The sequence below is a fragment of the Kitasatospora sp. NPDC053308 genome, assembly GCF_055585785.1.
Map to the genome: position 1 here is coordinate 20,975 of NZ_JBVJJY010000001.1, position 21,847 is coordinate 42,821.

The 21,847-nt window shown below is 75.6% G+C and carries 26 protein-coding genes and 1 riboswitch; of the genes, 18 read left to right on the forward strand and 8 right to left on the reverse strand.

All coding sequences use genetic code 11. The features are described 5' to 3' along the window. Window positions 1–15: 15 nt before the first annotated feature. On the forward strand, window positions 16–1,170 hold the full coding sequence (locus ACZ6Y7_RS00075; protein WP_465755598.1) for a hypothetical protein: 1,155 nt from the start codon (window positions 16–18) through the stop codon (window positions 1,168–1,170). Here the strand turns inward: ACZ6Y7_RS00075 and ACZ6Y7_RS00080 are convergent. The 4 genes from ACZ6Y7_RS00080 to ACZ6Y7_RS00095 all read right to left on the reverse strand — a co-directional run bounded on the left by ACZ6Y7_RS00080 (window position 1,167) and on the right by ACZ6Y7_RS00095 (window position 3,998). Continuing rightward, on the reverse strand, window positions 1,167–1,613 hold the full coding sequence (locus ACZ6Y7_RS00080; RefSeq protein ID WP_465755599.1) for a GNAT family N-acetyltransferase: 447 nt from the start codon (window positions 1,611–1,613) through the stop codon (window positions 1,167–1,169). The two genes, ACZ6Y7_RS00075 and ACZ6Y7_RS00080, sit on opposite strands and share 4 nt — an antisense overlap. Before the next feature lie 49 nt (window positions 1,614–1,662). Next, a complete protein-coding gene (locus tag ACZ6Y7_RS00085; RefSeq protein WP_465755600.1) occupies window positions 1,663–2,406 on the reverse strand; it encodes a class I SAM-dependent methyltransferase in 744 nt (247 codons plus the stop codon). Between the two features lie 156 nt (window positions 2,407–2,562). Beyond that, window positions 2,563–3,309 (reverse strand): sensor domain-containing protein, encoded by a 747-nt coding sequence (locus ACZ6Y7_RS00090; protein WP_465755601.1) that lies wholly within the window; start codon window positions 3,307–3,309, stop codon window positions 2,563–2,565. Between the two features lie 113 nt (window positions 3,310–3,422). Then, window positions 3,423–3,998, reverse strand: a complete 576-nt coding sequence (locus tag ACZ6Y7_RS00095; protein ID WP_465755602.1) for a GNAT family N-acetyltransferase — start codon at window positions 3,996–3,998, stop codon at window positions 3,423–3,425. 42 nt (window positions 3,999–4,040) lie between these two features. Here ACZ6Y7_RS00095 and ACZ6Y7_RS00100 point away from each other — a divergent pair, with 42 nt between their 5' ends. Then, a complete protein-coding gene (locus ACZ6Y7_RS00100) occupies window positions 4,041–4,916 on the forward strand; it encodes a hypothetical protein (protein WP_465755603.1) in 876 nt (291 codons plus the stop codon). Between the two features lie 106 nt (window positions 4,917–5,022). Here the strand turns inward: ACZ6Y7_RS00100 and ACZ6Y7_RS00105 are convergent, their stop codons facing one another. Further along, window positions 5,023–5,886, reverse strand: coding sequence for a M23 family metallopeptidase (locus tag ACZ6Y7_RS00105; RefSeq protein WP_465755604.1), 864 nt, complete (start codon window positions 5,884–5,886; stop codon window positions 5,023–5,025). Window positions 5,887–5,898: 12 nt separating this feature from the next. Next, window positions 5,899–6,057: riboswitch (cyclic di-AMP (ydaO/yuaA leader) on the reverse strand. A gap of 196 nt (window positions 6,058–6,253) precedes the next feature. Here ACZ6Y7_RS00105 and ACZ6Y7_RS00110 point away from each other — a divergent pair. From ACZ6Y7_RS00110 to ACZ6Y7_RS00160, 11 genes are all read left to right on the forward strand, one after another. Then, a complete protein-coding gene (locus ACZ6Y7_RS00110; RefSeq protein WP_465755605.1) occupies window positions 6,254–6,544 on the forward strand; it encodes a YiaA/YiaB family inner membrane protein in 291 nt (96 codons plus the stop codon). A gap of 161 nt (window positions 6,545–6,705) precedes the next feature. After that, complete coding sequence (locus ACZ6Y7_RS00115; protein WP_465755606.1) at window positions 6,706–7,533, forward strand: alpha/beta fold hydrolase; 828 nt, start codon at window positions 6,706–6,708, stop codon at window positions 7,531–7,533. Between the two features lie 38 nt (window positions 7,534–7,571). Further along, window positions 7,572–8,138: a TetR/AcrR family transcriptional regulator gene (locus ACZ6Y7_RS00120; RefSeq protein ID WP_465755607.1), complete on the forward strand. Its 567-nt coding sequence runs from the start codon at window positions 7,572–7,574 to the stop codon at window positions 8,136–8,138. A 589-nt stretch (window positions 8,139–8,727) separates the two neighbouring features. Further along, window positions 8,728–9,942 carry an ATP-binding protein gene (locus ACZ6Y7_RS00125; RefSeq protein WP_465756450.1) on the forward strand — a complete coding sequence of 405 codons (1,215 nt, stop codon included), beginning with the start codon at window positions 8,728–8,730 and terminating at the stop codon, window positions 9,940–9,942. Window positions 9,943–9,992: 50 nt separating this feature from the next. Further along, a complete protein-coding gene (locus ACZ6Y7_RS00130) occupies window positions 9,993–10,406 on the forward strand; it encodes a roadblock/LC7 domain-containing protein (protein WP_402223891.1) in 414 nt (137 codons plus the stop codon). Further along, window positions 10,403–10,768: a DUF742 domain-containing protein gene (locus tag ACZ6Y7_RS00135; protein ID WP_465755608.1), complete on the forward strand. Its 366-nt coding sequence runs from the start codon at window positions 10,403–10,405 to the stop codon at window positions 10,766–10,768. Before ACZ6Y7_RS00130 ends, ACZ6Y7_RS00135 begins: the two co-directional genes overlap by 4 nt. Further along, on the forward strand, window positions 10,746–11,384 hold the full coding sequence (locus tag ACZ6Y7_RS00140; RefSeq protein WP_402223895.1) for a GTP-binding protein: 639 nt from the start codon (window positions 10,746–10,748) through the stop codon (window positions 11,382–11,384). Before ACZ6Y7_RS00135 ends, ACZ6Y7_RS00140 begins: the two co-directional genes overlap by 23 nt. Further along, a complete protein-coding gene (locus ACZ6Y7_RS00145; protein WP_465755609.1) occupies window positions 11,381–12,859 on the forward strand; it encodes a cytochrome P450 in 1,479 nt (492 codons plus the stop codon). The genes ACZ6Y7_RS00140 and ACZ6Y7_RS00145 overlap by 4 nt, the downstream gene beginning before the upstream one ends. Beyond that, entirely contained in the window at window positions 12,823–13,941 is a 1,119-nt protein-coding gene (locus ACZ6Y7_RS00150) for a cytochrome P450 family protein (protein ID WP_465755610.1), read from the forward strand. The genes ACZ6Y7_RS00145 and ACZ6Y7_RS00150 overlap by 37 nt, the downstream gene beginning before the upstream one ends. Window positions 13,942–13,971: 30 nt before the next feature. Next, complete coding sequence (locus ACZ6Y7_RS00155) at window positions 13,972–14,229, forward strand: hypothetical protein (RefSeq protein WP_465755611.1); 258 nt, start codon at window positions 13,972–13,974, stop codon at window positions 14,227–14,229. Between the two features lie 5 nt (window positions 14,230–14,234). Then, entirely contained in the window at window positions 14,235–14,462 is a 228-nt protein-coding gene (locus ACZ6Y7_RS00160; protein WP_465755612.1) for a hypothetical protein, read from the forward strand. A 201-nt stretch (window positions 14,463–14,663) separates the two neighbouring features. Here ACZ6Y7_RS00160 and ACZ6Y7_RS00165 read toward each other — a convergent pair whose 3' ends face one another. Beyond that, window positions 14,664–15,500 carry an isocitrate lyase/PEP mutase family protein gene (locus ACZ6Y7_RS00165; protein ID WP_465755613.1) on the reverse strand — a complete coding sequence of 279 codons (837 nt, stop codon included), beginning with the start codon at window positions 15,498–15,500 and terminating at the stop codon, window positions 14,664–14,666. 74 nt (window positions 15,501–15,574) lie between these two features. After that, window positions 15,575–16,093, reverse strand: a complete 519-nt coding sequence (locus tag ACZ6Y7_RS00170; RefSeq protein WP_465755614.1) for a carboxymuconolactone decarboxylase family protein — start codon at window positions 16,091–16,093, stop codon at window positions 15,575–15,577. 126 nt (window positions 16,094–16,219) lie between these two features. Between ACZ6Y7_RS00170 and ACZ6Y7_RS00175 the strand changes: the two genes are divergently transcribed. The 3 genes from ACZ6Y7_RS00175 to ACZ6Y7_RS00185 all read left to right on the forward strand — a co-directional run bounded on the left by ACZ6Y7_RS00175 (window position 16,220) and on the right by ACZ6Y7_RS00185 (window position 18,419). Beyond that, on the forward strand, window positions 16,220–17,002 hold the full coding sequence (locus ACZ6Y7_RS00175; protein ID WP_465755615.1) for an NRDE family protein: 783 nt from the start codon (window positions 16,220–16,222) through the stop codon (window positions 17,000–17,002). A 163-nt stretch (window positions 17,003–17,165) separates the two neighbouring features. After that, window positions 17,166–17,354, forward strand: a complete 189-nt coding sequence (locus ACZ6Y7_RS00180) for a hypothetical protein (RefSeq protein WP_465755616.1) — start codon at window positions 17,166–17,168, stop codon at window positions 17,352–17,354. Between the two features lie 147 nt (window positions 17,355–17,501). After that, complete coding sequence (locus ACZ6Y7_RS00185; protein WP_465755617.1) at window positions 17,502–18,419, forward strand: undecaprenyl-diphosphate phosphatase; 918 nt, start codon at window positions 17,502–17,504, stop codon at window positions 18,417–18,419. A gap of 52 nt (window positions 18,420–18,471) precedes the next feature. Here ACZ6Y7_RS00185 and ACZ6Y7_RS00190 read toward each other — a convergent pair whose 3' ends face one another. After that, window positions 18,472–19,158, reverse strand: coding sequence for an alpha/beta fold hydrolase (locus ACZ6Y7_RS00190; protein ID WP_465755618.1), 687 nt, complete (start codon window positions 19,156–19,158; stop codon window positions 18,472–18,474). A gap of 69 nt (window positions 19,159–19,227) precedes the next feature. On the opposite strand from ACZ6Y7_RS00190, the gene ACZ6Y7_RS00195 reads away from it, so the two are divergent. Together ACZ6Y7_RS00195 and pdxR are read left to right on the forward strand one after the other, a co-directional pair. Further along, window positions 19,228–20,076: a glucose 1-dehydrogenase gene (locus ACZ6Y7_RS00195; protein WP_465755619.1), complete on the forward strand. Its 849-nt coding sequence runs from the start codon at window positions 19,228–19,230 to the stop codon at window positions 20,074–20,076. A gap of 252 nt (window positions 20,077–20,328) precedes the next feature. Then, the gene (gene pdxR, locus ACZ6Y7_RS00200; RefSeq protein WP_465755620.1) at window positions 20,329–21,768 is read left to right on the forward strand and encodes a MocR-like pyridoxine biosynthesis transcription factor PdxR; all 1,440 of its coding nucleotides are present in this window, start codon (window positions 20,329–20,331) and stop codon (window positions 21,766–21,768) included. Window positions 21,769–21,847 lie beyond the last annotated feature (79 nt).

The window sequence follows — 21,847 nt, forward strand, 5'->3', positions numbered from 1 at the left end:
CACAGGGGGTGGGCGATGGCGAGGACGCGACGGCCGGGCGGCGGTTCGACGCTGCGCACGGCGCAGCGGGGCGTCGCCGGCGTACTGGCCGGGACGGGCTTGATCGGACTGCTGCTGTTCGCGCTCGACCGGGACCGGGCCTGGCAGGCGCTCGGCGGCGGCCTGGTGGTGGCCGGGGCCTCGACGGCGCTCGGCGGCGGGCTCGGCTTCCTGTTCGGAGTGCCCCGGGTGCGCGGCGGCTCGGACGAGCCGCAGGGCTCGTACGCGCCCAACACCAACCTGGAGCAGGTCTCGGACTGGCTGACCAAGGTGCTGCTGGGCGTCGGGCTGACCCAGCTCGGCTCGCTCGGCGAGCGGCTGCACGGCCTCGGGACGGCGCTGGCGCCGACGCTCGGCGGGGGCGAGGCCGCAGTGCCCTTCGCGGCCGCGCTGGCGCTGTACTTCCTGGTCTTCGGCTTCCTCGCGGGCTGGCTGGTGACCAGGCTCGCGCTGCCCCGGGCGCTGAACGACGCCGACCGGGCGCTGGACCTCTTCCTCGCGGGACAGGACCGTGACCGGCACGGCGACAAAGTCGGCGCGGACGACCTGCGGGTCCGCGCGATGCAGCAGCTCGGCCTGCTGGGCGGCAGCGCGGAGCACCCCGCCGCGCTGGCCGCGCAGCTGCCGCCCGCTTCGGGCTCACCCTCCGGGCCGGAGGGCGTGGTGGCCGAGGTCCGGTCGACCGCCCGGCGCTCGGCGCTGACCGCCGACCAGGTGCGGGCCCTCTTCGCGGACGGCTCCGAGGGCCGGCGGATCCAGGCGCTCGCGCTGATGCAGGGCGATCCCGCGCTGGCCGACCTGGCGAGCGTGCTGGACGCGATCGAGCGCCCGCGCTCGGGCTTCGAGCAGTACCACGCGCTGCTGGCGGCCCGGGGGCTGCTCTCCCGGCTGCCGGTCGCCGGGGCGCAGCGGCTGCGGGACGCGGTGGCGGGGCAGCTGGTCGATCCGCGGGGCATCCCGTACGGCTCGGACCGCAGCTGGCTGGCGGAGAAGATCCTCTCCCGGCTGCAGGTGCCGGCGTTCGTGCCGGCGCAGTCGGCCGCGGTGCCCTCCACTCCGGTCGCGCCCACCGCCGGCTCCGAGGCCTCCGCGCCCGCCGCGCCCATCGTGAGCTCCGAGGCCGGTTCCTAGACGGTGAAGCGCAGTTCCGGCTGCTCCCACGGGGTCCTGGGCTGCGGCGGCCGGGTACCGGTGCGGACGGCGCCCATCCGCAGGTAGAAGCGTTCCGCGGGCGGGTGCGACACGACCTTGACCGCGGCGATCCCGGCCGCCCGCGCGCGGTCGAGCATGTCCGTGATCAACTGCCGTCCGATGCCCAGCCCCTGGGCCTCGTCGGCGACGAACATCAGGTCCAATTCGGCCGGTTCGCGGATCAGCGCGTAGAAGCCGAGCAGGCGGTCGTCGGCGTCGTCCACGGCCATCCGCACCTCGTGCCAGGCGAGGTAGTCGGGCCTCACCCGGTAGCCGTCGATCATCGCGAAGTAGGCGCCGCGGTAGGCGCGGGAGGCCTGGATGAGCGCGGTGAGCCGCTCGGCGTCGGCTGTCCCGGCACGCCGGATCGTCAACTGGACCATGCCGCGAGTATAGGAGTGAAATGGCGAAGTGACCATTACAGGGTGACCGCTACGCGCAGGTCGGTCCCGTCCGGCGGCGTCGGTCGGCGGCCCGCAGCACCAGCACGCGGCGGACGCGGTCGTCCCCGGCCCGGTGGAAGCGGTGCACCTCGCTGGCGATCCGGCGCTCGCCGAGCGCGTACCGCAACGGGTCGAGGTGGCCGCAGCGGCGGCCCCGCCCGTCGTGCAGCGGCTGGACGCGCACCTCGCCGTCCGGGGCGGTGACCCGCACCAGCTCCGCCAGGGCGGCCAACTGGTGCTCGGGGCCGAACACTTCGGGGTAGGCGAAGAGCAGGTAGCCGCTCAGGGTGAGGGCGAAGGTGCCGTCCGCGAAGGGCAGTCGGGGCAGCGCGGCGGCGACGTACCGCTGGGGGTGCGCGGCGGAGTCGGTGGCGAACAGCCGACGGGCGCGGTCCCAGCTGCGCAGGTAGCGGTCGGGCCGGTCGCGGCGGGACGAGGGGTACAGGTGCGGGCGGTCGGCCATCGCGGTGGCCATCGCCGCCCGGGCGGACCGCGCCGCCGCCGCGACCAGCGGGAGCGGCAGCGCGTACGCCGGGTCGGCGGCGATCACCCGGCAGCCCAGCTCGCCCGCTTCGGCGGCCAGGCCGGCCGCGCCGCCGGGGCAGTCCAGCAACGGGCCGGGCAGGGCCGCGAGCCGGGCCCGGGTCAGGTCGAACTGGGCGCAGTACTCGTCCAACGGACGCGAGGTGACCAGGACGTCCGGGGGTACGGGAGGAAGGCCGGTGGCGGACACGCGGTCATCCGAACACGCTCCGGCCCCGCCCGCACCCGGAGGGCGACCGAGGCCGGAGCGGACGGGGGCGGGGCGGGGCGGAGGGTGGGGCGGAGGGTGGAGCCGGGGCCGGGCCGGGGCCGTCGTCCGGGGCCGGGGCCGGTACCTGGCGGCGGCTCAGCGGCCGAGCAGGCCCTGGGCGGCGGCCCGGTTGACGTTGGTCAGGCCGCGGACCAGCTGCGCGGTGAGGAACACCAGCAGCACCCCGGCCGCCGAGAACGCCGCGATCTGCCACGTGCCCTCGATGTAGTAGACGTGCTGGACGTGGTGGCTGTCCGTGTAGTCGAACACCCGGTAGCCGCGCCAGGAGGTGTAGGTCGGGAAGACCCAGTGGTAGACCGGGTAGAGCGCCATCGCCCAGCCGAGCAGCAGGAACACCAGCGTCATGGCGAAGCTGAAGACCGCCCAGGGGAACATCACCACCTGGTGCAGCGCGGCCTTCCAGCCCGCCCCGTCCGCCAGCCGCGCGGTGATCGCGCCCCAGCCGCCCGGGCGGACCTGCCGCACCGGCTTCGGACCGGGGACGTCCAGCCCCAGCATGCCGCGCACCCGGGCCCGCTCCAGCCGGCCGAAGCCGCGGCCCACCGTGGTCAGACCGGCCAGCACGGGCAGGCCGAGGGCGGTGACGAAGGTGCCCAGGCCGAGGCAGAACAGGGTGATCGCGGCGGTGAAACCGGCGATCGCCACCGGCAGGGCGGTGAGCGCGTAGCCGACCTCGCGGTAGTACTGAGCGGAGAACGGTGCCTGCCAGAAGGCCGGCGGGTGCTCGGTCCGGTGGGCCCGGGTCGGGAGCGGCTGGTGGCCCTGACCGTCACCGCCCAGGACGTCCCACTCGTGGTCCCGCGTGCTTCGGCTGCTGCTCATGTCCCGGCCCCGGCCCCTCGTTCTGACGCTCGTTCGTGTTCCCTGACGACGTCCAGTCTGCTCCGGGGGCGGGTGGCGGGGGCATCCGGAGGCCTGGCGGATCGGGGGTGGGGTTAACCCCCGGCCGGGCCCGGCCACTGGTCGGCGCGCAGCGCGTAGCGGTACCCGTCGGCGCCGGCGCCGCCCTCCGATCCGCCCTGCCGCTCCCGCCCCTCCGGCCGGAACCCGAGCCGGGTGAGGACCGTGACCGAGGCCGTGTTGCCCACCGCGACCCGGGCATCGACGCGGTGCAGCTCCAGGGTGCGGAAGGCGAAGTCGCAGAGCAGGCGGGTGATCTCGCCCGCGTAGCCGCGGCCCCGGGACTCGCGGCCGAGGACGCAGCCGAGCTCGGCGCCGCGGTGCCCGTCGAGGGTGAGCGAGGCCTGCCCGATCGGGGTCGCGTCCTGCGGGTCCGGCGCGTCGGCGAGCCTGGTCACGGCGAGCCGGTAGGTGTCCCGTTGCTCGGCCATCGCCTCCTCCAGGTAGAGCTCGATCTGGTCGGCGCAGGTCTCGCGGTCGTGCGGCGCGAAGGGCAGGTGGCGGGTCACCTCCGGGTCGCCGAACAGCGCGTGCAGCGCGTCCACGTCACCCTCGGTGTGGTGGTACTCGCGGATGGCCAGGCGGGGGCCGGTGAGTCGTACGGGGACCATGGCAGCCGACCCTACCCGCCCCCGACGGCTACCGTTCGGACTATGAACGACGATGACCTGCGGCTCGCCCCGCGCACCAGGGCCGCCGACCTGCTCGCCTGGGCGGCCGAGCAGGGCCGCGCGCCGGTGGCCGAGGAGCCGCTGCGCACGGTGCTGGCGCTGCTGGAGCTGGGCGAGGGCAGGATGCACGACGGCTGGCCCGAACTGACCTCCAACGCGGTGGAGCACCTGCTCTACGAGCGGCTCCACCTGTACGTCCAACCCGCGCCCGAGGCGGACCCGCTCGCGTACGGCGCCGCCGTCCGGCTGCTGGTCGACCACCAGCGGGCCGCCCGGCGGCTCAACGCCAAGCGCCAGGAACGGCTGCACGCGGAGGCCGAGTGGCAGGGCGAGGTCGCGGCCGGCCTGCTGCGCCGCGCCGACCTGGTGACCTGGCCCCGGTTGTACGCCCTGCTGCTGCACGCGCACGGGGTGGACGTCACGGACGGTGAGGCGGTGCGGGACTGGCTGGCCGGCTTCGGCGGTCTCGCGGAGGAGGAGCGGCTCGCCGCGTTCGAGGCGCTGGCGGCGGCCGGCTGGCTGGACGAGCCGGACGAGCAGGGCTGGGGGCCCGGCCGGGTGCTGTCGGTCGGCATGGCCACGGACGGCGCGCGGCGGCTGCTGGAGCAGGGGCTGATGCGGCGCAGCTACCGCAACCTGGCCGAGCTGACCGCGCTCGGGCGGCCGATGCCGGACGAACTGGCCGGGGACTTCGGGCAGTTCGAGGAGGCGGCGGTCGGCGCGGCGCTCGACCTGTTCGGGGAGTGGACGGTGCCGGGGCTGCCGCGGCTGCTGGTGGAGGAGTTCCCGGAGCTGGCGCCGGAGCCGGGCCCGGAGGAGATCGACGCCTACCTGGCGCAGCTGCCCGCGGAGGAGTGAGAGCGGCGCGACGGCGCGAGGAGCCCCCGGCCGCGTGCGGTCGGGGGCTCCTCGGTGTCCGGCGGCCTCGGGCGGCCAGGGGCGTCCGAGGCTTCTCGGGGTGTGGTTACGGGGTGAGGCCGCGCTGCTGGAGCCAGGGCTCCGGGTCGACCGGGGCGCCGCCGCCCGGGCGGACCTCCAGGTGCAGGTGCGGGCCGGTGACGTTGCCGGTCGCGCCGACCTTGCCGATCTGCTGGCCGGCGGTGACCCCGCCGGAGCCCTTGATGATCGAGGAGAGGTGGCAGTACCAGATCTCGGTGCCGTCGGGCAGGGTCTCGACGATCCGGTAGCCGTACGAGCCGGACCAGCCGGCCGAGGTGATGGTGCCCTGGCCGAGCGCGTAGACGGGGGTGCCGGTGTCGGCGGCGAAGTCCAGGCCGGTGTGCAGGTTGGCCCAGTAGCGGGCGCTCTGGCCGTAGTGCGCGGAGAGCCGGTAGTCCTTCACCGGGAGGGTGAGGGCGGCGGCGCGCTTGGCCTCGGCCTCCGCGGCGGCCCGCTTGGCCTCGGCCTCCTTGGCGGCGGCCTTGGCCTCGGCCTCCTGCGCGGCCTGGACGCGGGCGGTCTCCTCGGCGGCGGTGCGCTGGCTGTCGGCCTGCTGCTGGATCCGGGCGGCGAGCGCCAGACCGGGGTCGGCGGAGAGTGCGACCGGGCTCTCGTCCGGGGCCTCGACGGCGGGGGCGGCGGCCGGAGGGGCCGCGGCGAAGCCGGTGGCACCCAGGGTGGCGGCGACGGCGGTGACACCGAGCAGCGGGGAGGCTCCGCGCGTCTGACGCGGCATCCGGTGGCGGTTGGTCTCGGCCTCGGGCCCGAAGGACTCCGGCCCGAAGGACTCGGGGCCGCGGGACTCCGGCCCGTCCGGACCGGGGTGGTCGAGTAGCTGGGTACCGGCTGCGGGGCCGGCCGGGTGTGCCGGGGTGTGCGTCGACGCCACGGAGGCGCGCTCCTTTCCTTCCTTCGCGCCTACCGGGTTAGCTGACGGGTTCGGAGCAGGAAGGTCTCCTACGGCCGGGCCGGAGCCCCGCCGATTCACCCCAGGGAACGTGGTTCCCCGGCTCCCTGACCTGCCCGGAGGCCGGCCGGTGGGATTAGGCGACGGCGCACGGTGCCGTCTGGGTACGGCGTTGACGACCGCGCTGCGTTATCAGACGTTAATCCTAGGACGCCCTGATTCCAAGCCATCCGTCCGGGACGGCCGGGGAGCAGGTGATCGGACGTCAACGAACGACACCTCATACGAGCACCCCATCTGAGTACTCCTACTCATGTGCGGCCCGACCGCGCGGCCGCATCCTGACGCCATGAGCGCACCGATGAAGAACCACACCACGGCCGCGTACTACGTCCAGGCCGTCCTCTCCTTCGCCCTGTCGGGCGTCGCCCTCGCCGTCGGGATCGCCTACCTGCCGGTCGGCGGCTGGACCCGGGCGTTCCTGGGGATCGGCCTCCTCTACACCGTCACCTCCGCGTTCACCCTGGCGAAGGTGGTCCGGGACCGGCACGAGTCCGCCGAGATCGTCAGCCGGGTCGACCAGGCCCGGCTGGAGAAGCTGCTCAGCGAGCACGACCCGTTCAAGGTCGAGGGGGCCTGAAGGCCCGGATCCCTCCCTCTCCACCTCCTCTTCCACCCCCTCTTCGACCCCTCTTCGACTCTCGCCGGCCGAGGGCTTGACGGCTAAGGCTATTAGCCTTAGCTTTATGGCTATCGGCAGTACCGCCGATGCCCCGCAGCAGCGGACCGAGGAGGCCCACCATGAACGCCACCATCACCCCGGAGACCCAGTACCTGACCGTCCCCGGCGGGCGGATCGCCTTCGACGACACCCGCCAGGGCGACGGCACGCCCGTCGTCCTGCTCCCCGGAATGCTCGACAGCCGCGCCGCGTACCGGCACCTGCGCCCGCTGCTCGTCGCGGCCGGCCACCGCGTCATCACCATGGACCTGCGCGGCTTCGGCGACTCCTCCCTCACCTGGGACGACTACGGCCCGGCCGCCATCGCCGGTGACGTCCTCGCCCTGCTCGACCACCTCGGCATCCGGCGCGCCGTCCTCGCCGGCAACTCGTACACCGGCGCGACCGTGGTCAAGGCCGCCGGGGACGCGCCCGAGCGGATCGCCGGGATCGTCCTGATCGACGCCTTCGTCGAGAACCCGCAGCCCGGCGTCCTGATGCGCGGCGTCCTCGGCCTGATGGGCGCGGCACTCGTCCACTGGCCCGCCTTCTGGGGCTTCTACCTGCGCCGGATGGCCTTCCCCGGTGCCAAGCCCGCCGACTTCGACGCCTACGTCGACGGGCTGGTCGCCGCCCTGCGCACCCCCGGCCGGAAGACCGCCACCCGCGGGTACGTCACCGGCGACTCCGCGCCGACCGGCTGGACCGCCGCGGTGCGGTGCCCCGCCCTCGTGGTCATGGGCAGCAAGGACCCCGACTTCCCGAAGCCGGAACTCGTCGCCGACCGGCAGGTCGCGGCCCTGCGCGCGCGGAAGGCGATGATCGAGGGGTCCGGGCACTACCCGATGGCCGACAACCCGCAGGCCACCGCGGACGCCCTGCTGCCCTTCCTCGCCGACCTCGCCTGAGCGACCGGCCCCGCCCGCTTCCGTACGGAGACCCGACCATGCCCCGCGTAGGACTGACCCCCGACCAGGTCGTCGACCACGCCCTCGCCCTCATCGACGACCAGGGCGCCGACGCCCTCACCCTGGCCGCCGTCGCCGCCCGGGCCGGCGTCGCCACCCCCTCGCTGTACAAGCACGTCAGCGGCGGTCTCGCCGAACTCCGGCGGCTGATCGCCGTCCGGGTCACCGAGGAACTGGCCGACCGTCTCGCGGACGCCGCCGTCGGGCGCAGCGGGGACGACGCCGTCGCAGCCGTCCTGCGCGCCTACCACGCGTACGCCGTCGAGCACCCGCACCGCTACCACGCCCTCCCCCAGGCCCCGCAGCCCGACGACGACCTGGCCCGGGCGGCCGCCCGGCTCGTCGGCGTGATCATCGCCGTCCTGCGGGAGTACGGCCTGGACGGCTCCGAAGCGATCCACGCCGCCCGCACCGTCCGGTCCCTCGCGCACGGCTTCGCCTCGCTCACCACCGCCGGTGCCTTCCGACTCGCCGAAGACCTCACCACCACCCAGGACCGCCTCATCGCCACCCTCACCACCGGCCTGCGCACCTGGCCCGCGTGAGGAGCCGAGCCGCCCCGGCCGCCCCACCGGGCTGGGGAAGCCGTCCGGCAAGCCCTCCGGCCGGGGAGGCGCGCACCGGACGTCGGGCCCGCCGACTTCCCGCGGCAGCGCATCGGGCCGAGGACGAGAACCGGACACCGCCCGGCGGTCCGACCACCCGCCGGGCGGCGCCCCGCGGGCGTCCGCTCCTCGGCCGCGCCGCCCCGCGCCGCCCCGCGCCGCCGCCTCCGGACCGCCGGGCCCGCCGCGGTCGAGGGGCCGGGGCGGACCACCGGCGAGGGGTCCGCGCTCCGCCCGAGGACCCGGCCGGCCGACAGGCCCCGCCGCTCCTGCACCGGACGTCACGCCTTCCGCAACACCGCGCACACACGCCCCACACATCCCGGGACGGGAATCGGCCATCAGGCGCGACGCCGCCGTCGCGCGGGCGGCCCGGTGACACCGTTCCGAGGCGCCGTCAGAAGGGGTGGTCGGAGGCGAACGAGTCCGGTTTGAGGCCGGATTGACTCGATATTGACGAGATCCGGTCACTTGGCGAGATCCGTTCACACCTTCGTAGGATCATCACCCTAGAATTCGCCGCGTGACGATGACTCAGTGGTCCGTAACGGCAACCGGCGTACTCGCCGTCCTCGCCCTCGTGGCCGCCGCGCGCTACCACGCCGTGTCCGTCACCCACCGCCGCCGCTCCGCCCGGCTGCAGCGCGAACTCGCCCGCCTGCAGGAGCAGCTCGGCACCGAACTCTCCCGCCGTGGAGCCGAACAGGCCGCCGTCCAGCAGGAGCAGGAGCTCACCGCCTCCACCCAGCGGGCCTTCCTCAGCGTCGCCCGCCGGATCCTGGTGATGGCCCACGACCAGCAGGCGCTGCTGGACGAGATGGAACGCACCCACGACGATCCGGCCCTGCTGGAGGGCCTGCTCAAGGCCGACCACGCGGCCGCCCAACAGGCCCGACTGGCCCAGACCCTGGCCGTGCTGTGCGGTGCGCGGGCCGGACGGCACTGGCCGGAACCGGTCACCCTGGAGGACGTCGTGCGCGGCGCCCAGTCGCGCATCCTGCCGTTCCAGCGGGTCGTCGTCCGCTCCCGGATCGAGACCGCGGTGGTCGGCGCCGCCGCCGAGGCGCTGATCCACGCGATCGCCGAGCTGCTGGACAACGCGACCCGCTACTCCCCGCCCAGCACCCAGGTCTTCGTCACCCTGATGCCGGTGCACAACGGCGCCGTCATCGAGATCGACGACGGCGGCGTCGGCATGCCCGAGCAGGCCGTCGCCAAGGCCGCCGCCGCGCTCGCCGGGGGCAGCACCCTGGAGGTCTCCCGACTGGGCGAGGTACCGCAGTTGGGCCTGGCCGCGGTCGGCCGGCTCGCCGAGCAGTACGGCTTCCGGGTCACCCTCAGCTCCGCGCCCTCGCCCTACGGCGGGGTGCGGGTGGTCGTGCTGCTGCCGAACGCGCTGCTCACCGAGCCGCTGCCGCCCACCGTCCCCGCCCTCGGGCCGGACGACCGCGCGTTCACCCCCGACCCCCGACCGGCCTCTCCCGCCGGTCACCCCCTGGTGGAGACCCCACCGCCCGGCCGGGCCCCCGGCACCGGCGACACCCCGCCGCCGCTGCCCCGCCGGAGCCACCGGCGCGACCGCGCCGACCGCCCGGCCCAGCACGCCGCTCCCCCGCTGCCCGCCGCCCCGCCGTACCGCTCGGCCCGGGACGCGCAGGCGTTCATGGCGATGTTCCAGGCCGGGACCGCCAGCGGCCGATCGGCCGCCCGCGCCCGGGGCCAGTCCCCGCCCGGCTCCCCCTGACCGTTTCCCGCTCTGCTTCCCCCGACTTCCCCAGCGCTCCGGAGACTCCCATGACCACCACGCCCGATCTCGGCTGGCTGCTCGCCGACATCATCGCCGTCCCCCAGGTCCAGCACGCCGTCGTCGTCTCCAACGACGGCCTGGAGATCGGCCGCAGCGCGGGCATCGCGCGCGACGACGCCGAGCGCCTCGCCGCCGCCTGCTCCGGCCTGCAGTCGCTGGCCCGCGGCGTCGCGACGGGCTTCGGCGGCCCGGGCAGCGCCACCCGCCAGATCATCATCGAGTACGGCGGCGGCTACCTCTTCATCGTCGCCGCCGGGGCCGGGGCGCACCTGGCCGTGGTGACCACCGAGGCGGTGGACGCCGGCCTGGTCGCGTACCAGATGCAGGTCCTGGTCGAGCGGATCGGCACCCACCTCACCAGCCCGCCGCGCGTCGACCACGCGGCGGGGGGCCACCGGTGAGCGGCCCCGTCCGGCCGTACGTCATCACCGGTGGGCGCAGCCGCCCCACCCGGGCGGAGCTGGCCGTGGAGAGCCTGGTCAGCGCCTTACCCGGACGATCGGAACTGCCCGAACCCCCGGAGCTGCCCGAGCACGCCCTGCTGAACCGGGAGCACCGGCGCATCCTCGCGCTCTGCCACAGCCTGCTGTCCATCGCCGAGGTGGCGGCCCACCTGGGGCTGCCGCTCGGCGTCGTCAAGGTGCTGGTCGGGGACCTGTGGGACCTCGGCGCCGTGCAGGTGCTCCCACCCGTCCCGCAGGCCGAACGCCTGCCCACAACCCTCCTGGAAGAGGTGCTCGTTGGCCTCCGCCAACTCCGCTGAAGCCGCCGCCGAGGCCGCCGGGGCCGCCCCGGGCGGGCCGCAGTACCTGCCGTCCTCGGTGCAGGGCGCGGTCAAGATCCTGGTCACCGGGCCGTTCGGGGTCGGAAAGACCACCCTGGTCGGCTCGCTGAGCGAGATCACCCCGTTGCGCACCGAGGAGACCATGACCGCCGCCAGCAGCGGCGTCGACGACCTCACCGGGCGCGGTGGCAAGACGACCACCACGGTCGCGCTGGACTTCGGCCGGATCACGCTCAACCCGCGGCTCGCGCTGTACCTGTTCGGCACACCCGGGCAGCAGCGGTTCTGGCCGCTCTGGGACGACCTGTCGCGCGGCGCGCTGGGCGCCATCGCCATGGTCGACCTGCGCCGCCCGGACGAGAGCTTCGACGTCCTCGGCCGACTGGAGGAGCAGCGCATCCCGTTCGCGGTGGCGGTCAACACCTTCCCTGACACGCCGAGTTACCCGGAGGAGGAGCTGCGCTCGGCGCTGGACCTGCTGCCGGAGGTGCCGATCCTGTTCTGCGACGCGCGCGACCGGCGGCAGTCGTACGACCTGCTGATCGACTTCGTCGACCACCTGCACCGCAGCTCGATCCTGGAGCTGCAGGGATGAGCGCCTCCGAACCCGGCGCCCACCCCGGCGCCTCCGGCTGCCCGGTCGCGCACGGCGGGGCGGCCGGGCCCGTCGGCCTGCCCGTCGGGGTGCCGCTCACCCCGCTGTACGGGCCGGGCGTCGCCGAGGACCCGCACGGCCTGTACGCGCGACTGCGCGCGCACTACGGCCCGGTCGCGCCGATCGAGCTGGAGCCCGGGGTCGAGGCCTGGCTCGTGCTCGGCTACGCCGAACTGCTCGAACTCACCCGCAACGAGGCGCTGTTCTCCAAGGACTCGCGCCGCTGGCGGGTGCCCGCCGAGGGCCGGCTGCCCGCGAACTCCCGGCTGCTGACGATGACGTCCTGGCGCCCGACGCTGCTCAACCTGGACGGCGCCGAGCACCAGCGGCTGCGCGCGGCCGTCTCGGACACCCTCGCCCAGATCGACCACCACCAGCTGCGGGAGACCACCGAGGCCGCCGCCAACGGCCTGATCGACAGCTGGGGACCGGACGGCACCGCCGACCTGATCGCCCAGTACGCGCGGCGGCTGCCGCTGCTGGTCTTCACCCAGCTGATCGGCCTGCCGTCGGAGGCCGGGCCCCGACTGGTCGAGCTGATCAGCCACTTCGTGGACAGCAGCGCGGAGTCCCAGCGGGCCGGCGCCGAGTTCCAGGCGATCCTGGTCGACCTGGTCCGGCGCCGCCGGACGGCGCCCAGCGCCGACCTCACCTCCTGGCTGCTCGCCCACCCGGCCGGGCTGACCGACGAGGAGGCGGTGCACCACCTGGTGGTGCTGATGGTCGCGGGCAACGAGACCTCGATCAACTGGACCGGCAACACCCTGCGGCTGCTGCTCACCGACCGGCGCTTCCGGGCCACCCTGACCGGCGGCCGGCTCACCGTCTCGGACGCGCTGGAGGAGGTGCTCTGGCGCGACCCGCCGACCCAGAACTTCCCCGGCCGCTGGGCCACCGGCGACACCGTGCTCGGCGGCCAGTACATCAGCGCCGGCGACATGCTGGTGCTCGGCCTCGCCGCGGCCAACGCCGACCCGGCCGCCCAGGGCGTCTCCGCCGCCGCGCAGGGCTCCCTCGGCGGCAACCGGGCGCACCTCGCGTGGGGCGCCGGCCGGCACGTCTGCCCGGCCCAGCACCCGGCCCGGATCATCGTCGAGACCGCCGTCGAGACCCTGCTGCACCGGCTTCCGGACCTCCAACTCGCCGTACCGCCGGGCGACCTGGCGTGGCGACCGTCCCCCTGGTCGCGGGCCCTGACCGCTCTGCCGGTGCTGTACAGCGCCTTCACCCCGCCCCGCCCGCCAGCCCCCGAGAGGCCCGCATGGACACCGCCGACGGCTCCGCAGGAGCCCGCCCCGAGCCCGTCAGACTCGACCCCTTCGGAGCCGACCAGCACGCCGAGAACGCCCGACTCCGAGCGGCCGGTCCCGCGGTCCTGGTGGAGCTCCCTGGCGGGGTGGTGGTCTGGGCGATAACCCACCACGACACCCTCCAGGCGCTGCTCGCCGACCCGCGGGTGGGCAAGAACGCCCGGCTGTGGACGACGTTCCGGGAGGGACGGCTGCCGGAGGGCTGGCCGCTGGCCAACTTCATCTCCGTCCCCGGCATGGTCACCGCCGACGGCGAGGACCACCGGCGGCTGCGCGGACTGGTCTCGCAGGCCTTCACCCCGCGCCGGATCGCCGACCTGGCCCCGGCGATCGAGGCCAGGACGCTCGCGCTGCTCGACGACGTCGCCCAGCTGGACGGCCCGTTCGACCTGCGGCGGCACTTCGCCTACCCGCTGCCGATGCAGGTGATCGGCGAACTGCTCGGCCTCGCGCTGGAGCAGCAGGACGAGCTGCACGAGCTCTCCGACACCCTGGTCTCCAGCGCGGCCACCCCGGCGGCGGCCCTCGCCGCGCAGCGGGACCTGAACGCGCTGCTGGCCTCGGTGGTGGCGGCCAAGCGGGCCGAGCCGGGCGACGACCTGACCACCGACCTGATCGCCGCCCGCGAGGAGGGCGACCGGCTCAGCGAGGCCGAGCTGGTCGGCACCCTGCTGCTGATGCTGGTCGCCGGGCACGAGACCACGCTCAACCTGATCACCAACGCCGTCCGCGCCCTGCTCGCCCACCCGGACCAGCTGCGGCTCGTCCTGGACGGCACGGTGCCGTGGTCGGCGGTGGTCGAGGAGACGCTGCGCTACGACTCGCCCGTCGGGCAGTTCCCGCTGCGCTACGCGATCGAGGACATCGAGGTCGGCGACGTGGTGATCCGGCGCGGCGAGGCCCTGCTGGCCTCGTACGCGGCGGCCGGCCGCGACGCCGGGCACTACCCCGACGCCGACCGCTTCGACCTCACCCGGCAGCCCGCCCGGCACCTCTCGCTCGGCCACGGCCCGCACTTCTGCCTCGGCTCCGGGCTGGCCCGACTGGAGGCCGAGACGGCGCTGCGCCACCTGTTCGGCCGCTTCCCCGGCCTGGCCCTGGCGGAGGGACGGACCGCCGAGCCGATCGCGTCGTTCGTCAGCAACAGCGTGCGAACCCTGTGGGTGACGGTCCCGGCCACCCGGTGACCTGAGGGCGGCCGGGTCGTTCGGCAGGGCATGAAGAAACTCGCCACCCTGGCCGCCCTCACCCTGGCGGGCCTCGCCCTCGCCGCCCCGGCGGCCTCCGCCACCACCCAGACCGCCTCCTCGCCGGACGCCACCGGCGGCCTGACCGACGGTCTCAACCTCTCCCCCGCCGACCTCGCCCTGCAGACCGCGGGCAAGCTCCCGGTGGTCGGGCACACCGCCAACGAGGTCGAGGCCGTCGGCACCAACCAGATGAGCCACCCGGGCCTCAGCGGGCAGATCGGCTGACCGGGGTGCGCGGGCCGCTCGCCCTCGCCCTGACCGCGACGGCGCTGGTCGCCCCGGCGGCCCCCGCGTTCGCCGGCCAGGGCGCCGTCGACGGCCGCGAAGGCACCCCGGCGGACGGCCGGGGGCTCACCGCGGCCGTCGTCTGCCTGCAGGACGTGCCGGTGCTCCCGGTCCTCGGCGACCGGCGGAACGCCTGCGCCGCCGGCCACCTCCTCGACCCCGGCCGCGGGTGACCGCCCCGGGCGGCCGACCGACCCCCGTCCGGTCGGCCGCCCGGGGCGGTCCGCTCCTGACGGCCGGACTCCTGGCAGCCGGGCACCCGACGGCGAGGCTCCGACGGCCAGGCTCCTGACGGCCGGACTCCTGGCAGCCGGGCACCCGACGGCGAGGCTCCGACGGCCAGGCTCCGGCTGGCAAGGCTCCGACGGCCGGGCTCAGCCCGTGAAGAGCCCGTTGAGCTCCGGGTAGGTCAGCCCGCCGTCGAGGGCGGTGTAGGTGCCGCTCGTGTACACCTCCTCGGCGGCCCGGCGGACCGCCGCGTACGCCGCCTTGGCCAGGCCGGGGCCGAGGCTGATCCGGGCCACACCGAGCTTCGCCAGCTCGGCGACGGACGGCGAGCCCGGTCCGGCCAGCACGTTCAGCGGGGCCGGGACGGCCGCGACCAGGGCGGCGATGGTCTCCGGATCGGTCACGCCGGGGACGAACACGCCGTCCGCGCCCGCCTCGACGTACGCCCGCAGCCGGCGGACCGCCTCGTCCAGCCGGCCCTCCGGTGCGCCGAGCCCCAGCAGGAACACATCGGTGCGCCCGTTGACGAAGAGCGGGACGCCGGACGCGTCCGCCGCCGCCCGGGCCGCCGCGATCCGCTCGGCGGCCTCCGCCAGGGGGCGCTCGCCGTCCTCCAGGTTCACCCCGACCGCGCCGGTGGCGAGCAGCGCGGTGACGGTCTCGCCGACCCCGGCGGCGGTGGCCGCGTAGCCGCTCTCCAGGTCGGCGGTGACCGGCAGGTCCACCGACCGGACCACGTCGGCGGTCCGGGCCAGCACCCGATCGCGGTCGGCGCTGCCGTCGTCCGGGCCGCCGAGCGACCAGCAGACGCTCGCGCTGGCCGTCGCCACCGCCCGCGCACCGGTGGCGGCCACCAGGCGGGCGCTCGCCGCGTCCCACACGTTGGCCAGCACCAGCGGCTCTCCCGGGCGGTGCAGCTCCCGGAGCAGCCGGGCCTTCTCCCGCAGGGCCGTCAGGTCCCCCTGCGCCGCCGGGTCGTGCACTGCCGGGTCTCCGTGGGTCGTCGGGCCTCCGTGGGTCGTCCGGTCTCCGTGGGTCGTCATCGTCCCGGCCCCGCTCACTTCGCGGCCGGGCTCATGCGGGTGCTCACGGCGATCCGGTTCCACGCGTTGATGGTGGCGATCAGCGCGACCAGCTGGGCCAGTTCCGCCTCCTCGAACTGCTCGGCGGCCTCGGCCCACACGGCGTCCGGCACGTGGCCCTCGGTCAGCAGGGTGACGGACTCGGTGAGGGCCAGCGCGGCGCGCTCGCGGGCCGTGAACCAGGGGGTCTCGCGCCAGGCGGGGAGGGAGAGCAGGCGGTGCTCCCGCTCGCCCTGCTCGACGGCGTCGGTGGAGTGCTTGTCGATGCAGAAGGCGCAGCCGTTGATCATCGAGGCGCGCAGCTTGACCAGTTCGACGATCACCGGGTCGAGGCCCGTCTGGGCGGCCTGGTCCACGGCGACCATCGCCTGGTAGAAGGCCGGCGCGAGCTTCGGCATCACCAGCCGCCGGGCCGGGGCGGGCACGTGGGCGGCGGTCGTCCTGTCCTGGGTCGTCGGGGTCGTCGGGACCGTCACGGTGTCGTTCGTCGTCATGAGCGCCAGCCTAGGAGCACAGTGGCCCGCCGTCCTGGTGCATTCGGCACCGGGTTCCTTGGGCCACTTCCGGCCGGCGAACAGCCGTGCGAGGATCGCTGACAGGACGAGGTCAGGGGGCAGGTCGTGTGCACGGCGTTCGTCAGCATCGAACCCGGAGCCGCCGTGCCGGTGCTGATGCTGTCCGTCCGGGACGAGTACCTGGGGCGCGCCTGGCTGCCGCCGGGCCACCACTGGCCGGACCGGCCCGGCCTGCTCGGCGGACTGGACCTCGCGGCCGGCGGCACCTGGCTGGCCGTCGACCCCGCCCGGCGAACCGCCGCCTGCCTGCTGAACGGCTTCGGCCCGCTCGCCCCCGCCGGCACCCGGCTCACCCGGGGTCACCTGCCGCTCACCGCCGTCACGGAGGGCGGGATCGGCCACCTCGACCTCACCCCGTACGACCCCTTCCACCTCGTCCTGGTCCGGCCGGACGGCGCCCGCGTCGCCAGCTGGGGCGGCGGGCGGCTGGAGCAGCACGACCTGCCCACCGGCCTCAGCGTGGTGCTCAACGACGGCGTGGAGGGCCTGGCCGCCCACCGCACCGCCTCCGAGCGGATCAGCGCGCTGATGGCCGCGCGCGCCGCCCACTTCCGCGCCCGGTTCGACGCCGTGCCCCGGCCCCGGCCGATCGGCGACGGGCCGACCGCGCGGGCCTGGGGCGGCTGGCTGCCGATCGTCGCCGGCGACGGGCTGGCGCCGGACGAGGACGCGGCGCTCGTCCAGCGGCGCGACTTCGGCGACGGACGGATCTGGGGGTCCTCGTCGGTCTCGTTGCTCGCGCTCGGACCGGACCTGCTGCGGTACGACTTCGCGGCCGCGCCGGTGGCGGCGGACGGGTCCGGCTGGCGGCGGGTCGCGACCGGCTGAAGGCCTGCCGGGGCCGGGTCTTCCGGCGGCCGGGGCGTCGGCCGCCGGGCCTTCGGCCGCCGGGCGCAGAGGACTTGAACCTTCCGTCGGGGGAGGCTGCATCGTGGCGTGCGACCAACCCGACGTCGCACCGGCGGCGGGAAGCCGACCCCCGGGAGCCACCGTGCACCGCCTGCCCGCCGTCCTGACCGTCGCCCTGCCACTGGTGGGCACCCCGCTCGCGGTCACCGCCGTCGTCCTGCTCGGCGACGCGGCGCACCGGACCGTCCCGTCCACCACCCTGCTGGCCGCCGCGGCGGAGGCGCTGATCCGGCACCTCGCCCCCGATGTCGCCCAGGCGTACGGTCGATGAACTTCTGGCAGCGGGGCTGCCGAACGTCTACATGCCCGTAGTAGCTTCGCGGAGGCCACCGGATCAGGCCGGTCGCCGATCCCGGCCGACCCCGGCCGATCACCGCCGAACGGCCGATCACCGCCGACCCCCGAGCGAAGGTGCGCGATGTCCACCCTGACCTACCCGGAAGCGATAGGCGTCGGCCTGCTGCAGGGTGTGACGGAACTCTTCCCGGTCTCCAGCCTCGGCCACAGCATCCTGCTGCCCGCCCTGATCGGCGGGAAGGTCCAGCACGACCTCGACATGACCGCCGAGGGCTCCTCCTACCTCGCCGCCCTGGTCGCGCTGCACCTGGCCACCGCGCTCGCGCTGGTCGTGTACTTCTGGAAGGACTGGGTCCGCGTCGTCGGCGGGCTGCTCAGCTCCGTCCGCCACCGCCGGGTGGAGAGCCGCAACGAGAAGCTCGCCTGGCTGCTCATCCTCTCCACCATCCCGGTCGGCGTGGCCGGCCTCGTCCTGGAGAAGGCCCTGCGCAACGCGCTCGGCAAGCCCGTCCCGGCCGCCGTGTTCCTCGCCCTCAACGGGCTGGTGCTGCTCGGCGCCGAGCGGCTCAAGCGCGGCGGCAGCGGCCGCCGCCGGGCCGGGCACGCCGCCCCGGTCGACGAGCCCGGCCTGGACCCGGACGTCGCCTCCGACCAGCGGCTGACCAGGCTGAGCTACGGACAGGGCGCCTGGATCGGCGCCGCGCAGATCCTCGCGCTGTTCCCCGGCATCAGCCGCTCCGGCGTCACCATGAGCGCCGGCATCCTGCGCGGACTGCACCACGAGGACGCCGCCCGGTTCTCCTTCCTGCTCGCCACCCCCGTCATCCTGGCCGCCTCGGTGCTGAAGGTCCCCGAGCTGTTCAAGCCGGAGAACTCCTCCGTGCTCGGCCCCGTCCTCGCGGGCAGCGTCGCCGCCTTCGTGGCCGGGTACGTCTCGGTGCGGTTCCTCACCAAGTACTTCGAGACCCGCAGTCTGACGCCGTTCGCGGTGTACTGCTTCCTGGCCGGCGTCGGCAGCGCGGTCTACCTGTCGGTCTGAGCGCCCGCGCGGGCCGCGGCCGCGGGCCGCGCGGGGACGCCGCCCACCGCGGTCAGGACTCGCCCAGGATCCGGGCGAGTTCGGCCGGCCGGGAGAACATCGGCCAGTGCCCGGTGTCCAGTTCGGCCAGCCGCCAGTGGCCGGCCGCGACCAGCGCGGCGACCGCCGGCGGCGGCTCCGGCCAGTCCAGCAGGCACTTCACGTACACCGTCGGCAGCGCGGCCAACGAGCCCTCCAGCAGCGCCGGTTCGGTCAGCGAGGCGCCCGGGTGCGGGGTGGCCCGCTCGACGATCCGGGCGATCTGCCCGGTCGTCAGCCCCTGCCCGGCGAACTCGGCGGCCGGCAGCGGCGGCCACCAGCCCCCGTGCGCGGCCAGATCGGCCCGCAGCCCGGCCGGCTCCGGTATCTGGTCGGCGAAGGACTCCCCCGCCACCGGCACGTTGGCGTCCACCAGGACCAGCCGGGCCAGCCGGTCGCCGATCCGCTCGGCGGCCTGGCCGACCGGGATCCCCGAGTAGCTGTGCCCGACCAGCACGACCTCCCGCAGGTCGCGGCCCTCCACCTCGGCCACGACGTCCGCCACGTGCGCCTGCTGCCCGGCCGGCGCCGCCCGCTTCTCCGCGAGCCCGGACAGCGTCACCGGGTACGCCCCGTGCCCGGCCGCCCGCAACTCCGACACGACCTCGTCCCAGGCCCAGGAACCGAGCCAAGCGCCCGCCACGAGTACAAAGTTCGCCATGGGCGGCACGGTAGCGCGCGGGTACGACAGCGGCTCCGGAAGCGCCGGCGAACACCACGTGGAGGAAGCATGGCGGAAGCACACGGCGGGACGGACGCGTCGAAGGACGGGTCGGACGCACCGCAGGGCTGGGCGGACACGCCGAACGGCAGCGCGGACACGCCGAAGGACCGGGCGGACACGCCGAAGCGCAGGGCCGCGGTCGTCACCGGCGGCTCCCGGGGCATCGGGCGGGCCATCGTCCACCGGCTGGCCCGCGACGGCGCGGAGGTGGTCTTCGGCTACGCCCGCGACGAGCAGGCCGCCGCCGAGGTGGTCCGGGCCGTGGCCGCCGGGGGCGGCCGTGCCTGGGCCGTGCGGGCGGACCTCGCCGAACCGGGCGCCGCCGAGCGGCTGATGGAGCAGGCGCAGGAGCGGCTCGGCGGACTGGACGTCCTGGTGAACAACGCCGCCGCGCGCTTCGCCCCCACCCCGCTCGCCGACCTGGACGACGACCAGCTCGACGCCGTGCTCACGGTCAACACCCGCGCGGCCTTCGCCACCGTCCGGTACGCCGCCCGCCGGATGCGCGACGGCGGGCGGATCGTCAACATCTCCACCGCGAACACCGTCCGGCCCGTCCCCGGCATCGCCGCGTACGCCGCCAGCAAGGGCGCCCTCGAACAGCTCACCGCCGTCGCCGCCGTCGAACTCGGTCCGCGCGGGATCACCGTCAACACCGTCTCCCCCGGCGCCACCGACACCGACCTCCTGCGCGGCACCAACCCGCCCGAGGCCCTCACCCGGGTCGCCGGCCTCACCCCGCTGCGCCGCCTCGGCCACCCCGAGGACATCGCCGACGTCGTCGCCTTCCTGGCCGGGCCGGACGGCCGCTGGGTCACCGGCCAGAACCTCCGCGCCACCGGCGGCCTGGCCTGAGCGTGCCCCGGGGCCCGTCCGGCACTCGGCCGGACGGGCCCCGGGGCGGGTCGGAGCGGGGCCGGGGCTTCTCCGACCGCCTCGACACCACCGTCGAGGGGCCCGCCGACACCACCCGGGGACCCCGTCGGCCCGGCCCCCCGGGCCCGGCCGGCCCGACGCCCCCGAGCCCTGCCGACTTGTCCTGCAGACCCGCCCCGCCGGCCCGCAGACCCGCCCCGCCGGCCCGCTCGCCGCGCGAGAATGGGCCCCGTGACCAGCTCCTGGACCTCCTTCGGCGGCGACCTGCACCTGGACCTCAGCGAGCGGCGCGCCGCCGGCGCCGGGCTGCGGGCCGCCCTGGAGGACGCCCTGCGCGAAGCCGTCCAGGACGGACGGCTGGCACCCGGGACCCGGCTGCCCTCCTCCCGGGCCCTCGGCGAGGACCTCGGGATCGCCCGCAACACCGTCGTCGAGGCGTACGGCCAGCTCGCGGCGGAGGGCTGGCTGAACTCCCGGCAGGGCTCCGGCACCACCGTCGCCCGACGGGCCGTACCGGACCCGCCCGCCCGGGGCCGCCGACCGGCCGCCGCCGACGCGGGGCCGGGAGACCGGGTGGCCATCCGGCACGACCTGATGGCCGGGCGGCCCGACCTCTCGCTCTTCCCCCGCACCGCCTGGCTCGCCGCCGCCCGCCGCGCCCTCGCCACCGCCCCGCACGAGGTCCTGGACTACGGCGACCCGCTCGGCCGGATCGAACTGCGGCAGGCCCTCACCCATTACCTGGCCCGGGTCCGGGGCGTCCGCACCGACCCCGACCACCTGCTCGTCTGCACCGGTGTCACCCAGGGCCTCGGTCTGCTCTGCGCCGCCCTGCGGGAACGCGGCAGCCGCCCGCTCGCCGTCGAGGAGTACGGGCTGCCCCCGCAGCACGCCGTCATCCGGGCCGCCGGGCTCGGCACCGTCCCCCTGGCGCTGGACGAGCAGGGCGCCCGGGTCGACCGGCTCGACGCCCGCCCCGGCGCCGTCCTGCTCACCCCGGCCCACCAGTTCCCCACCGGCACCCCGCTGTCCGCGGAACGGCGGGCCGAGGCGGTGCGGTGGGCCCGCGAGCGGGACGGGTACGTCATCGAGGACGACTACGACGGCGAGTTCCGCTACGACCGGCAGCCGCTCGGCGCGATGCAGGCGCTCGACCCGGAGCGGGTGGTGTACGCCGGAACGGCCGCCAAGAGCCTCGCCCCCGGACTGCGGCTGGCCTGGCTCGCCCTGCCCGACGCCCTGGTCGAGCCGGTCGCCCGGCTGAAGGCGCTGGCCGACACCATGTCCCCGGTGCTCGACCAGCTGACGCTGGCGGAGCTGATCACCTCCGGCACGTACGACCGCCACGTACGGCGCTGCCGCCTGCACTACCGACGGCGCCGGGACCGGTTGGTCGCCGCCCTCGCCGAACACGCCCCGCACGTCCGGGTCACCGGCATCGCGGCCGGCCTGCACGCCGTCCTCCGCCTCCCGCCCGACGCCACCCCCGAAGCCGAACTCCTCACCCGGGCCCGGGCCGCCGGCCTCTCCCTCAACGGCCTCGCCTGGCACCGCGCCGCCCCGACCGCCACCGCCGCCCCGCCCTCCCTCGTCATCGGCTACGCGACCCCTCCGGACCACGCCTTCCCGGCAGCGGTAGAGGCCCTGTGCGAGCTGCTGCGCGGGGCCTGAGAGGGGGCGAAGGGCCGCAGCCGTGCAGGCCGCCACGCCGACTGCCGGGCAGGACCTGCGGGCAGCAGGCCGGGATCCA